We start from the raw sequence: 13,392 nt of genomic DNA, 5'->3' as shown, positions 1-13,392 counted from the left end.
TATATACACGTGATGCTAGCCATGGATCAGTTGATTGCTAAGCTAAAAAAGCTTGAAAAACAAAATTATCGCTCTTACCAAAAAGTCAAAGGACAATATGATTTCAAAGATTTCACTTTGTTTATTGACCAGGTCCAGGCTGATCCATACTCACCCGCATCTAGGTTTAGAGCCATTAGAAACTGGTCCCTCACCGAGTTGCAATGGCTAAAAGAAGCGTCATCTGATTATCAAGTTGCCGCTAGAGACTATATCGCTCGCGAATTTCATCAGTTAACATCTAACGAAAACGCCATCAATATCTTTGTTGGTGAACAAACGGTGTTGGATACGACTTCAGTTCAGTTTACTGAGCAAGGCATAGAGCTACGTTTCAAAGTTGACCTCCCCGCAGATGGCCGCAGTATACTGGCGAAGAAAGCAATTAACCTCATCACCTTCCATCTGCCTAAATTCATTCGCCGCGCCACCATTGCACGTGAGCTAGATATAGAAGAACTCAAACACCACTGTGAAATCTATGAAGACCAACAAAGTTTACGCAATCAACTAGCAGAACAAAATCTTGTTGCTTTTGTTGCCAATGGTAGTATTTTGCCACGAGCCTCTGGCGCATCTGACAAACCAATGGTAAACGCAATTCCATTTGAAGCACCAGCATCTTTGCAAGTAGAACTTACCGCGCCAAATCAGGGTAAAATTCAAGGTTTAGGGATCAAGAAAGGTGTTACGCTCATTGTCGGTGGTGGTTTTCATGGCAAATCAACATTGCTGCATGCTATAGAAAAGTCGATTTACAACCACGTACCCGGCGATGGCAGAGAAAAAGTCGTCTGCGATCAGAGTGCGATGAAAATTAGAGCCGAAGATGGAAGGTGCGTTCACAATTTAAACCTGTCGAACTACATCAATCATTTACCAAATAGAATGAGTACTGAAGACTTCTCTACACAAGATGCTTCTGGCTCCACTTCTCAAGCCGCTTGGTTGCAAGAATCTATCGAGTCAAACGCTTCAAGCCTTCTCATTGATGAAGACACCTCTGCTACTAACTTCATGATTCGAGACGAAAGAATGCAGCTACTGGTAGATAAAACTGCTGAGCCAATCACGCCACTAGTTGACCGAGTTAAACAGCTTAGTGATACGTTAAACATTTCAACGCTTCTCGTAATGGGTGGTTCTGGCGATTATTTGGACGTTGCAGATACCGTGATACAGATGCATGATTATCAAGCGTTAGACGTTACAGATAAAGCCAAACAAGTTGTCGCAACCCATCCAAACCAGCGTAATTTTGAGGGCGAAACAACCCTTCAATCTATCGAGCCTCGTTCATTTGACCGAACTTGCCTACAAAAAATACTTTCTGAAGGTAAATTTCGCATTACAGCCAAAGATAAAAACTCACTTCGTTTTGGCAAAGAATCCATTGATACCTCCGCACTTGAACAACTCGAATCCAGTACCGAGCTAGCCGCAATTGGATGGCTCTGGTTTCAATTTGCCCAATTAAACGGATGGGCAAGCAATTCTGCAGAAGAGTTTCATTCTTCAATCAATAAAAATTGGAGCGCCCATATTCCTAACCACGTGGACGCCAGCAAACCAAGAGTACTTGACGTCATGGCAGTGTTAAACCGAATGCGCAAAGCTCGATTTAAGAGGAGCTAGTGCCTAAGCACATGCCATGCTTCACAGAGAACACGGAACTTTTCGCTGTTTCCGTTTTCTCTGTCTGGATGCCATTTAAGCGCTAACTTACGCCATGTTTTTCGAATTTGAGACGATGTCGCATCATGTGGCAGCTTAAAGAGGCGTAACGCTTTTGTTCTGTCCATGTCTGCGCCGTTGCTACCGCCAACATGTTTGCGATACTTAGTCCAAAACTCATTAAGTAACCGCTTCACCTCTCCTTCCTCTGCTTCATAGTTGTGCCAATGAATGTAGTAATCGCGTAATGGATCATCGACATCGATCTCGCAGCCTTGAAGAGAGGTCATCGGCAGTAACACGATATCCATTGCTTGCACTTGAAGCCATTTGTCAGGATATAAAGTTTCTTGAAGCTGGTACAAGGCATTCATTATGAGGAAGTTACGTTTGAAGAGGTCTTTTTGCGGAGAGGAATCAAGGATGGGGATGTAACCTAAGGAGCTGAGATGAGAAGCGAGTGTGTGAACTTTCCACCCTGAGGGCCTCTGTCGCAATACTTCCAATATTGGCCAAACAAGTGGATTTTCCATATAACTCTGAAATGTTGCAGTGAGTTCTTGTTGCTCTGACATTGTATTACTTTTCAGTAGTGGATAATTAATCATTCAAATAGAACAAGTCTGATTTGTCGAGAAGTTGCTTAATTATCTTCACTAGTTCATGATCTCGTCTACAAAAAAGCCGATGTTCTACACATCGGCTAGATCTTTCGTGGATCATTTTAGATCACAACACGCCAAGCTCTCTCAAGCGCTCTTTCAAATAGCTATCAGCCGTGTATTTTTCTGACAGTACCACTTCAGGTTTTGGATGCAAGAACAGTGGTAACGAGATTCTTGAATTCTCTTGTCTCTTACCTGTTGGGTTAATAACACGGTGAGTCGTACTCGGGAAATAACCGTCAGAAGCTTCTTGCAGCATATCACCGATATTGATGATTAGGTTGCCAAAGTCACATGGGACGTCTAACCAATCACCCTCTTGAGTTTTAACTTGCAGGCCAGGCTCATTCGCCGCTGGAAGTACTGTCAGTAAGTTGATGTCTTCATGAGCTGCAGCTCGGATCGCTCCTGGCTCTTCATCACCGGTCATAGGTGGATAGTGCAATACACGTAACAAGGTCATTTCGCTTTCTTCAATCATTTTAGACAGTGAAATAGAGAATTTCTCTTGAATTTCTTTTGGCGCGTATTCCTCTACCCAACCTAACAGCTCAGAAGCAAAATTGTTGGCTTGACGGTAGTAATCCAAAATCTGATCTTTTAGCTCAGGTGGAATTTGCCCCCAAGGATAAACATGGTAGTACTCTTTAATATCTTTATGCGTGTGCCCTTTCGCTACCTCGGAAATTTCTGCTGGAAAGAATCCATCTTGAGTTTCCACATTGTAGTGGTAGTTGTTCTTTGGACCAGAAGTAAAAAATTCGTACCAATTTTTATAGATAGATTCTACTAGGTCTTGCGAGATAGGGTGATTTTTTAAAACACCAAAGCCAGTTTCACGTAAGGATTTTACAAATTGCTCAGCAGCATCGGGAGCGCGATAATCAACAGTTTCCAATTTCATAGCATTACTTTCTTGTATGTATAGTTTGGCGCTGATTCTAAAAGCCACATAAGGTTAAATCAAACTATTATGAAATTAATGTGAAACTGATTACTCGGATAGCGATCTCATCTACATATTCAGGACCTGACGAAAGCCTAAAACAGGCTTTCGTCTGAGTAGCTGGTTAACACCACTAACCAATTTTCGGAGGAACAAACGCCGTTAGTTTGAGGTCTGGCCCGGTATATTTTTCAATTCGAACGAGTGAAGAATTGGCAGCGCAACCGTTAGATAACCTTGAAGTAGGGATATCCAAAGTCAGCACATTGGCTCCACCATTTTTACAAATACCTGATTTATCATCCATATCAGGCCATGCTCCTTCGTGTATACAAACCGAACCTTGCTTAATTCTGTCAGTAACATAAGCCCCAACAAGTACTTGGCCCCGTTTATTATACGCGCGCACTAGATCGCCGTGATTGATGCCCCTTTTCTTCGCGTCAGCGATATTGATCCAAATAGGTTCGCGGTTAGCAATTGCATAATCTTCTCTGATCTTCGCGTAGTTAAATTGACTATGTAATCGATCAGCCGCATGCGAGGTCATTAACTGAAGTTCATCGTCTTTCGCATTCCCGAGGAATTCATCTGGCGCAAGCCATGTCGGATGTGGAGGGCAATCTTTAAGTTTGTAGCCTTCAATTGTTTTTGAATAGATTTCTATTTTACCGCTTGGTGTTCCTAACGGATTTAACACGGGATCCTTTCTAAATTCATCATAACGAACAAATTTAGCGGCTTTGTCGTTGTACTTCATTTCAATCAATTGATTTTCGCGCCAAAACTCAGAGAAGTTAGGCATAGCAACTCGCAAATTACGGCCACTCTTTTGTGCGGCAGTATAAAACTGATACAACCATTCCATTTCATTTTTGCCTTCGGTGTATACACCTCGACCACCGGGTTTTAATAGCTCAGCCATATCTGAAAATACTTGGAAATCGCTTCGCGATTCACCTTCAGGCTCCACCACTTTTTTCATTGGCACTAAATGCTGATTGGAATAGTCCCCTGTCATCGTTAAATCATTACGCTCAAATGAGGTCGTAATGGGCAAAACGATATCAGCGTGTTTGGCCGCGCCAGTCCAATAAATTTCTGAAATAACCACTAGCTCCGGCTTCTGCCAAGCTTTAATGAGTCTGTTTGTATCTTGATGATGGGTGAAGTTACTTCCCCCCGCCCACCAGATCATTTTGATATTTGGGTAAGTAATTTCATGTCCGTTGTGGAAAATAGTTTTACCGGGGTTTTCTAACGCATCAACAATCCGTGCGACAGGAAACGCGGCCACGGAGCCTTTTGATGGCCAAGCTGGGTCGCTGATAGAAGCGGTCATCGACGGTAATACACCAGCAGTTCTGGCTGGATTACCACCATTAGAATAGTGATAAGAGAAACCAAACCCGCCACCGGGCAATCCGATTTGACCTAGCATAGAAGCAAGGGTCACCAGCATCCAATGGCGCTGTTCTCCAAATTGCTGACGCTGTAAACCCCATCCTGCCATCAACATGGTTCGATTTTTACTAAAAATATCCGCCAGTATTTCAAGCTGCTTAGCTGGAACACCACAAACAGAAGAAGCCCATTCTGGTGTTTTTTCCACACCATCTTCTTTACCCAATAAGTAAGCTTCAAATTTATCGAAACCAACTGTGTATTTTTTTAAAAACTCTTTGTCATGCTGCTTCTTAGAAATCAGTGAGTGAGCAATACCCATCATCATAGCAACATCAGTAAACGGATTTGGCGCTATCCATTGCGCTTTATCACCAAAAAATTCAGCCGTTTCAGACTTAATAGGATCAATGACAATGATAGTTTTTCCAGACTTTTCTAGCTGATGAAAAAACTCAAGCCCCGAGCAATCTGTCGAACTCCAAGCAATTCGAAGGGTGTTAATTGGGTTTAGCCCCCAAATTACAACGACGTCACTATGCTCCATCACCATAGGGAAAGTGGTTTGCTGCTCGTAGACTTCAATTGAACCGACAACATGAGGCATAATAATTTGTGCCGCTCCCGTCGAATAATCGCCCATTCGATCAGTATAACCACCAGCCATACTCATATAGCGCTGTAATAGCGTTTGAGCTTTGTGCAAAACTCCACTCGAACGCCACCCATAAGAACCCGCATATACGGCAGATGGCTCATTTTCTTTTCGTATCCTCATATGCTGCTCATGGATAAGCTGATAGGCTTTCTCCCATGACACACGCACATATTCATCTTTCCCACGCACACCTTGTGGTTTGCTTGGGTTGGCTAAGAAGCCTTTCCGCACATATGGATACTTTACTCTTGCTTTCGTATAAACTTGGTCTGGTCCAGTAACTTGTAAGGTATTCGGCACAGTTTGAGCCAGTGCGTTAGTACTTGATATCAACTTCCCACCCTGAACCTTACATAGTAATGGCCCCATACGACCTGCAGTGAGCACACCAAACCCTCGACCTGACTTAGAGCTATTAGCATAAGTAGGTGAAACTGAAGTAATCGCCAACGCACCAGCGGCTAGACCCGTTCCTTTAAGAAATCTGCGACGAGAAATATCTTTCATGACTCTGCTCTCCATTAGTGCTTGGCGTTAGTAATGTCTTTGGCATGATTTTGGAAAAACTTAGTCAACAGCTCTAAGTTTTCTGGACTGATATCGGTTCTCGACCCCATAGTCTTAGCCACAGGCCCCCACGCATTTACGGTAAAGTGTTTAGGTGGGATCTTAGAGTGACACGTCGAACAATAAACATTATCTAACTCCTCTGCGTAGTTCCAAATTGGCTCTAGAGAATCAACAACAGGCTTATCTGTTTCTGCGGTTAAGCTAACAGGCCGCCACTGGTTTCCATAGGCATCTGTTTTGTAAGTACCTACATCGAGAGATTTTTGCCCCTTTGCACTCAATTTAGCTAACACCGCGCGTTGCCCTTCGCCCATATAAAGTACTTGTTCAGCACCTTTCATTTGGTAAGCATGAAGAACAAATTTCCTTTCTTTGCCCTTTGTAGAAATCACTTCTAACGGAGCGGTTGGGGAAACAGTACCTAAATCACCAATAGCGATGGTTTCTACTGGATATACTACCTTCGCTGATTCAGACGTGTTATCCGTTAAAGCGATAAGCTTTTTATAGGCTCCATCATCCAACTTCACCTCTGGTGTTAGGTGGGCAACACCTTTATGACAATCGATACAGGTTTGGTTGTTTGCTTCTGCGTATGAATGCATTTTTTGTGCATCTTTGCTTTGCGCGTAAATTTCCATCGCATCAAACGTATGGCATGAACGACAAGTGGCAGAATCATTCGCTTTTAACTGAGCCCACACCATTTCGGCTAACTCTTTACGGTGCGCCTCGTATTTTTCTGGCGTGCTAATTTTGCCAGTTATGAATTCGTGATAGATATCCTTGGTTGCACGGATTTTTGTAATCACATAACCAATTGGATCAGATGGGATGTGGCAATCGGCACATTCGGCACGTATACCGTAAACGTTACTATAGTGGACAGAGCCTTGATATTCCTTAAATGGGGTCTCCATTGTATGACAAGAAATACAGAATTTTTCACTCGAGGTATAGTGCAAAACCGCTGCAGTACCTCCTAATGTTAGCCAACCAATGCCAATTCCTAGAATGGCAATCAGCAGGACATACCGCTTTTTGATAGCCATGGTGAATATATCCTCTTATTCCGAAAACTTACTAAACTGACAGTTGTATCAGTTTAGTAAGGATTATGATTTTTGCTCGGCAGTATAGATGAGCAAAATCGTTCAGCAGTTTGATCGGAATCATTCATTAGTTTTATACCTAAATGAAAGGTTCATTTATGAGACTTTGATCGTATACGGTAAAGTAGTAATCGGTGATATGAAAAATAAATAAGAACGTATGGTATCCACGAACCATTTTCTAGTACTTTTTACTACAAAGTATCGGATAACACTATAAATAAATAACTTAGAGAAATGTGTATTAACACATGAATGTAAATTAATTATCTCTACGTGCTTTATACAGTAAATTTTCAACTATTGAGCAAATCTTAACTTGCCTGTAATAATCTTACTGCTAATATTCGCATTTAATTTAAATCACTAATTTTGTTAGTTATGGCCACAGCTAATAATCATAAGAAAATTATATTAATTTCAAGTGTTGGAGGGACGCTGGAATTTTTTGACTTTGCCATTTATGCGTTATTTTCTAACTATATAAGTATTACTTTTTTTCCAGATGATACGCATATTACATCTCTACTCTATACATTTGGTGTTTTTGCCATTGGTTATCTAGCTCGCCCTATCGGTGGCTTAATATTTGGTACTATTGGCGACAGATTTGGGAGAAGGTATTGTTTTAGTAGTAGCATAATAATAATGGCGTTAAGCACCTTATTTATTGCTTTGCTTCCTGGGTACGTTCATATTGGCGCTGCAGCCCCTATACTGCTCACGATACTTAGAATCATTCAAGGAATATCCTTAGGAGGTGAAATTCCCGGTTCAACTGTATTCACCGCAGAGCATTTGTTTGGGCGTGAAAGACGTGGTTTAGCTATTGGCGTTATTTTTATGTGTATTACGCTTGGAAATGTCTTCGGTGGATTATGTGGCGCAACATTGACACACTACTTAAGCCACGAACAAATGCAATCTTGGGGTTGGAGAATTCCGTTTATCGTAGGTTCTATCATTGGGCTTCTAAGCTTTAATTTACGCAAAAGTATATTGGAAACCCCAGTATTCCAATCACTAGTACATAAAACCAATGGATTATCGAACAGAGAACTGCTAAAAAAGCTTATTTTCGGCAAGCCGAAGCTCGTAGTAATAGGATTTCTTTTGACGGCACTATCTGCTGTTACTGTTTCGTTATTGCTCTATCTACCTAGTTACTATTTACTCATTGCAGGTCATAAAAATCAGATCGTTCAACAAAGTTATATTTCAACATCTAGTAGTTTTATTTTACTCGCTGTTCTATCTGCTTTTTTCGGATGGGTATCAGACTTTACCAACCGCCGTATTTTGTTAATTATTGGCACATTTATGAGTATATTATCTGCTGGGGTTGTATCTTCACTCATATATATAAACTCGCCATATTACACAACAGCGTTTCTTCTTATCCCTATTTCAGTCAGTATTGTAAATGGCGTGTACGCAATTAGTATCATCGAGCTATTTCCAGCAGATATTCGAAGTTCCGGAATGGGTCTGAGCTACAATTTAGGGTTTGCGATCATCGGAGGTATCTCCCCACTTTTATTTACATACCTTATTAAAACATCGGGCTCTATCATTGCACCATTTGCCATTTTTATAGTATGTGCTGTATTGACCTTTATAGGGGCTCTAGGATGGCAAACCAGTTTTCATACGGCCTCGAATTCAAATGACAAATCTCGCCCAAACTTCAAAAGCAGCTTGGCAGATTAATTTTTTCAGAATGTATGTGTAAAGCCTAACAGCTTAAAATAGAAAGCATTGGCAGTTCAATTATCACAAACATTTAATAACAAACTCTTACATTATAAATAGCAAGGCAATTTGGTAACCAATATGTCAAATTACGAAAAGTATGGAGCGTTAGTCGCCACAGGGATTGTAGGCTTAGCATTAGGAATTGACTTTAGCGTCGTATCAACAATATTACCCGTACTGCAACGGGAATTATCTGCAAGCATGGCTCAGTTGCAATGGATGATTGCTGGCTTCAGCTTGCTATTTTGCACTTGCATGGTTGCAGCAGGAAAGCTTGGAGATAACTATGGTCACCGCCGTTTGATGTACTTTGGTATCGTCGGTTTTGGTGTTGCCTCATTTCTTGCTGGGCTTTCATCCTCGGCTGAACAACTTATTGTATGGCGTTTTGTACAAGGCTTTTTCGCCGCTGCTATTTTTCCCTGTGCAATGGGGATTATCGCTCGCTGTTTCCCACCAGAGCAACAAGGCCGAGCGATTGGTTCATTTAGTGCTATCGTGGGGATAGGTCTAGCCGTGGGACCAGTCTTTGGCGGACTGATCACTAGCATTCTAAGCTGGCGTTGGGTGTTCTTCTTCAATATACCAACGGTTATCATCAGCCTAATTTGTTGCATTATTTGGGTTCATGAAGACAAAGATAAGTCTCATGAGTCAATTGACTGGGCTGGTATGTTTACTTTAATGGCCTCACTCGCGTTATTAATTTTTGGCATAACTCAAGGACCAGTTAATGGTTGGAGCAGCATTACAATCATTTCAACATTGGTTTTAGGTTTAGTCGGTTTAGTTATGTTCGCCTTGTTCGAAAAACGGGCAACCACGCCGCTAATCCCAACAAAGTTGGTAGCAAACTCCAATTTTCTATTAGGACTATTCCTAAACATCAGCGCGGTTGGATTCTCTTATATTGTCCTCTTTATTCTGTCAATTTATCTCCATTTAGTCCTTGGTTTAAGCTCTAGTAAAATCGGGATGGTGATGTTTCCTATGACTGCATTAACCTTCGTAATGCCTTATGTTGCGGGTCATTACTTAGATAAATACGGTCCAAAAGGTGTTTCACTGACTATTATGCTGTGCGCGATCGTCGGTTTTGTTATGTTTAGCCAATACACGCAGCATACAACTATAGCTTTCATCATACTAAGCTCTGCGTTTTTTGGTTTAGCTTGGGGCCTAGCAAATGGAAGCGCCACTCCAATTTCATTAACTAACCTTACTGCAGATCAAGTGTCGGTAACCGCTGGCGCACAAATTACGGTGCTGAATATATTTGGAATTTTGTCCGTCAGTGTTGGAGGAGCGATAATTAATCATATGATGCTTAGCCAAGTACAACAATACATCAGCCAAGTAGGTGGCAAGTTATCGTTTATCCAGGTCAATGTACTGGTACAAAAGGCGCTATCTGGTAGCGCAAACAATGCCCTGAACCCGCATGTTTACAACCTCTCTCATGTTCTCCAATCTAGTTTCATGAGCGGCTTCAAAATTACTTCTCTATTTTTTGCGGCGGCTATTTTTGTCATGTTGCTTGGTATTGTGAAATCACTTCGACACAAAACTCGTAAGCTACTAGCTGAGCACGCATAAAGCTGATAATGGCTGACCTTCAGCCCTTCAATTCAAGAAGAAGTTGATATGGTGAACAGCATATTCTTGCTATCATAAATCCAATTTTTGCAACGGATTATCATTTTATGAAGACAAAGCTAGCGATTATCGCCCTATCTTCTCTCGCTCTATTTGGCTGTGACAACAGTGAAGTTGGCGACGTGAGTTTAGGGCTCTTTACCATGAAAGATATCAAACTGAATCACTTTCAGGACCCAGTTGTTACAGGAGTGACGTGCCATGTTGCTTCTATTGATGCAAAAATGAGCCTTTCGGATCCTAGTGATAGCTCTATATCTTGCCGTCAGACTGGGCCTATTACCCATCAAATGATTTCGAAAATCGACAAATCGAAATCTGGTGAAGTGATATTCAAAAAATCGAAAAGCATATTTTTTAAAAATATGAAAGTAAGGCGAATTTACGACCCTGAGACACAGACTTTGATGTATTTATCCTATTCAACCAAAGAGACATCTGGCAGTTTCAAACATAGTCTTTCAACCGTGCCTTTGTGGGGTACTCAGGCTTACACTCCCCCTGTCCCAAAAGTTGATAATTCATAACAATAATAGGCTGTGTTCAAATTTATACTTTGCCACGGCCTATACGTTCGAGTTGTCTGAGCTGTTGTAGGAAAACATCCGAACTTCATCTCTAGGGTACCAACCAGAATTTTGATAGAACTCTTGAGCAGCAGCATTTTCATTAAATACAAATAGATGAGTTTTAAAAATACCAATATCTGATAGGGCCATTACGGCGTGACCGAGTAACTGCTTCCCGATGCTGTTCTCTATGATGCTTAGATACAGCTAGGTGTTGTAGGTAGCCTCTACGTCCATCAGAACCCACTAGCACAGCACCAATAATTTCGTTATGTTTTAGAGCTACAAAACTTAGCCCTGGTTTTTTTATTGAGATAAGGTTCGATGCTGTCATACGAATCAGAATCTCTCATTGTTAAGTTTTCAGTACTTCTCCATAACTGTGCCACCGAGTCATAATCTGACATTTTCATTTCTCGAATGATCAATTTACTAAGTCCATTCAAAATACAGATTACTTGTCTCCTTGAACATACTCTTGGCCAACATCTACGATTGCAATGTCTTTAAAGAAGTTTCGTCCGAGGATCACTGGAAATTCCATTTGCGTTCTGTCAGTTAGAGTAAACTCGGTTTTCTCACGCAGCTCACCAAGCTCGACCCAAGAAATCACAACTGGCCTAACTTCTTCTTTTGAATTTGCTTGTCGAACTTTAGCCCAACGCTCAACAGGAAGCGCCATTTCTTTTGATTTAACAGAATCATGCACCACGGTAAACTTAACCCAGTCCTTGCCATCACGTTCAAACAGAACCACGTCCAGAGCACTGATAGAGGAAGTTTTTGCTCCAGAATCAACCCTAGCCTTAAAGTTCTCTTCCAACCCTGGTATATGAACCCACTCTTTTGAGCCTAAGATAACCTTCCCATCACTAGTGTGTGTCGTTTTGGCTACTTTTTTCTTTGGTTTAGGTGCAACTTCTGGCTTAGGTTTAGCTTTAGGTGTTTCCAAAGAAGGCGGGACATGCCCATAGCTCGGGTTTTTATCAGATGTTTCTGTCGCCTTTGTCGATGAATGCTTGGTATCTGGTGCCGGCGGCTTTTTAGTGGCTGTACAAGCCATCAAACTGCTGCTGAGGATTAAAATACCTATTGCTTTCCATGTCTGCTTCATTCCCGGCACCTAACTAGTTTTGTGTTATGAGACTTCTACAATAGCATTTGCAACGTAAGGAATGTGCTTTTCAGTTAAGCCTGCAATATTAATTCTGCCATCCCCTACTCCGTAAACACCATACTTTTCACGTAGTTGAGTCATTTGATTCTCAGTAAAGCCTAGCACGGAAAACATCCCTTTGTGACTTTCTATAAAATCAAATTGTTCTGTTTTGTGAGTGTTGCGCATCTCTTCACAAAGCGCTTTACGTAGGTTGACTAAGCGGCTCTGCATCTCATTGAGTTCTGTTTTCCAATTTTCAGTTAAACCATTGTCCTGCAAAATTGTTTTTACAATTGCTGCTCCATGATCAGGTGGCATTGTATACGTTGCTCTCGCAAGGTTTAGTATTTTTCCTTTGGCATTTGCAGCTTCCGTTAAAGATTTGCCTACAACAATCGCCGCTCCAGTGCGCTCTCGATACAGTCCAAAGTTTTTTGAACAAGAAGTCGTGATTAGCATCTCTTCAACGTTGTCTGCCAGAAATTGCAGCCCTTTGGCATCTTCTTCCAATCCATCACCAAAGCCTTGATAAGCAATATCAACAAATGGTGTAAAGCCATTCTTCGCGGCTAAACTGGCGACTTCTTGCCAAACGTTAAAATCAATATCAGCGCCAGTTGGGTTATGGCAGCAACCATGTAGTAATACGATATCCTCAGAACCTGCTGCCGCTAATTCCTCTAGCATTCTTGAAGCATTCACTTGTTTAGTCGCCGGGTCGAAATAAGTATATTGCTTCACTTTTAGACCAGCAGCTTCCATCACGGGCCTGTGATTGACATAACTTGGATTCGAGATCCAAACAGTACTATTTGGCTGAGCAACTTTCATTAGATCGCCCAACATTCTCAATGCACCACTTGCGCCCGGTGTTTGGACCGCAGTACATCTATCGTAAGCACTTGTACCTTTTAGTAGCAGATCAATCATAGATTGGTTAAATTCTTCACAGCCCGCTAATCCTACATACGCTTTAGTGGTTTGCGTTTCAGCTAACTTCTCTTGCGCTGCTTGAACCGCATTCATGATGGGTGTCTCACCAAAACTGTTGCGGTAAACGCCGATTCCTAAATCAACTTTATTAGGTCTAGTATCACCTCGAAATGCGACAGATAAGGATAAAATGGGGTCTAGTGAAGGGGTGGGTAATTTTGAAAACATGAAAGCCACAACTGTTTGAATTAG

At 41.6% G+C, this 13,392-nt stretch carries 10 protein-coding genes and 1 pseudogene; 4 read left to right on the top strand and 7 right to left on the bottom strand.

Annotated elements, in window-relative coordinates; genetic code table 11:
- Window positions 1-21: 21 nt before the first annotated feature.
- Entirely contained in the window at window positions 22-1,674 is a 1,653-nt protein-coding gene (locus ACM2FC_RS09865) for a P-loop domain-containing protein (RefSeq protein ID WP_498480740.1), read from the top strand.
- Here the strand turns inward: ACM2FC_RS09865 and ACM2FC_RS09860 are convergent.
- The 4 genes from ACM2FC_RS09860 to ACM2FC_RS09845 form a co-directional block, all read right to left on the bottom strand.
- Entirely contained in the window at window positions 1,671-2,288 is a 618-nt protein-coding gene (locus tag ACM2FC_RS09860; protein ID WP_498480739.1) for a DNA-J related domain-containing protein, read from the bottom strand. The genes ACM2FC_RS09865 and ACM2FC_RS09860 overlap by 4 nt on opposite strands.
- A 154-nt stretch (window positions 2,289-2,442) precedes the next feature.
- Window positions 2,443-3,282, bottom strand: a complete 840-nt coding sequence (locus tag ACM2FC_RS09855; protein ID WP_498480738.1) for an isopenicillin N synthase family dioxygenase — start codon at window positions 3,280-3,282, stop codon at window positions 2,443-2,445.
- Between the two features lie 175 nt (window positions 3,283-3,457).
- Window positions 3,458-5,893, bottom strand: a complete 2,436-nt coding sequence (locus tag ACM2FC_RS09850) for a molybdopterin guanine dinucleotide-containing S/N-oxide reductase (RefSeq protein ID WP_498480737.1) — start codon at window positions 5,891-5,893, stop codon at window positions 3,458-3,460.
- A 14-nt stretch (window positions 5,894-5,907) separates the two neighbouring features.
- On the bottom strand, window positions 5,908-7,008 hold the full coding sequence (locus ACM2FC_RS09845; RefSeq protein WP_498480736.1) for a NapC/NirT family cytochrome c: 1,101 nt from the start codon (window positions 7,006-7,008) through the stop codon (window positions 5,908-5,910).
- Between the two features lie 441 nt (window positions 7,009-7,449).
- Here ACM2FC_RS09845 and ACM2FC_RS09840 point away from each other — a divergent pair, with 441 nt between their 5' ends.
- From ACM2FC_RS09840 to ACM2FC_RS09830, 3 genes are all read left to right on the top strand, one after another.
- A complete protein-coding gene (locus ACM2FC_RS09840) occupies window positions 7,450-8,778 on the top strand; it encodes an MFS transporter (RefSeq protein ID WP_498480735.1) in 1,329 nt (442 codons plus the stop codon).
- 123 nt (window positions 8,779-8,901) lie between these two features.
- Window positions 8,902-10,419, top strand: coding sequence for an MFS transporter (locus ACM2FC_RS09835; RefSeq protein WP_498480734.1), 1,518 nt, complete (start codon window positions 8,902-8,904; stop codon window positions 10,417-10,419).
- 107 nt (window positions 10,420-10,526) lie between these two features.
- Window positions 10,527-11,006: a CreA family protein gene (locus ACM2FC_RS09830; protein WP_498480733.1), complete on the top strand. Its 480-nt coding sequence runs from the start codon at window positions 10,527-10,529 to the stop codon at window positions 11,004-11,006.
- A 39-nt stretch (window positions 11,007-11,045) separates the two neighbouring features.
- On the opposite strand, the pseudogene ACM2FC_RS09825 reads toward ACM2FC_RS09830, so the two are convergent.
- The 3 genes and pseudogenes from ACM2FC_RS09825 to ACM2FC_RS09815 all read right to left on the bottom strand — a co-directional run bounded on the left by ACM2FC_RS09825 (window position 11,046) and on the right by ACM2FC_RS09815 (window position 13,368).
- Window positions 11,046-11,461, bottom strand: a pseudogene (locus ACM2FC_RS09825) (GNAT family N-acetyltransferase).
- A 41-nt stretch (window positions 11,462-11,502) separates the two neighbouring features.
- Window positions 11,503-12,162, bottom strand: coding sequence for an ATP-dependent zinc protease family protein (locus ACM2FC_RS09820; RefSeq protein WP_498480732.1), 660 nt, complete (start codon window positions 12,160-12,162; stop codon window positions 11,503-11,505).
- 24 nt (window positions 12,163-12,186) lie between these two features.
- Entirely contained in the window at window positions 12,187-13,368 is a 1,182-nt protein-coding gene (locus ACM2FC_RS09815) for an amino acid aminotransferase (RefSeq protein ID WP_498480731.1), read from the bottom strand.
- Window positions 13,369-13,392 lie beyond the last annotated feature (24 nt).

Source organism: Vibrio sp. A37, assembly GCF_059777565.1.
Note: the sequence above shows the minus strand (reverse complement) of the source record. Positions and strands in the feature narration are given on the sequence as shown.

Excerpts from the sequence above, each read along its gene's own strand:
- ACM2FC_RS09865 (WP_498480740.1), top strand. The coding sequence starts at position 22 with ATGGATCAGTTGATTGCTAAGCTAAAAAAGCTTGAAAAACAAAATTAT.
- ACM2FC_RS09860 (WP_498480739.1), bottom strand. The coding sequence starts at position 2,288 with ATGTCAGAGCAACAAGAACTCACTGCAACATTTCAGAGTTATATGGAA.
- ACM2FC_RS09855 (WP_498480738.1), bottom strand. The coding sequence starts at position 3,282 with ATGAAATTGGAAACTGTTGATTATCGCGCTCCCGATGCTGCTGAGCAA.
- ACM2FC_RS09850 (WP_498480737.1), bottom strand. The coding sequence starts at position 5,893 with ATGAAAGATATTTCTCGTCGCAGATTTCTTAAAGGAACGGGTCTAGCC.
- ACM2FC_RS09845 (WP_498480736.1), bottom strand. The coding sequence starts at position 7,008 with ATGGCTATCAAAAAGCGGTATGTCCTGCTGATTGCCATTCTAGGAATT.
- ACM2FC_RS09840 (WP_498480735.1), top strand. The coding sequence starts at position 7,450 with ATGGCCACAGCTAATAATCATAAGAAAATTATATTAATTTCAAGTGTT.
- ACM2FC_RS09835 (WP_498480734.1), top strand. The coding sequence starts at position 8,902 with ATGTCAAATTACGAAAAGTATGGAGCGTTAGTCGCCACAGGGATTGTA.
- ACM2FC_RS09830 (WP_498480733.1), top strand. The coding sequence starts at position 10,527 with ATGAAGACAAAGCTAGCGATTATCGCCCTATCTTCTCTCGCTCTATTT.
- ACM2FC_RS09820 (WP_498480732.1), bottom strand. The coding sequence starts at position 12,162 with ATGAAGCAGACATGGAAAGCAATAGGTATTTTAATCCTCAGCAGCAGT.
- ACM2FC_RS09815 (WP_498480731.1), bottom strand. The coding sequence starts at position 13,368 with ATGTTTTCAAAATTACCCACCCCTTCACTAGACCCCATTTTATCCTTA.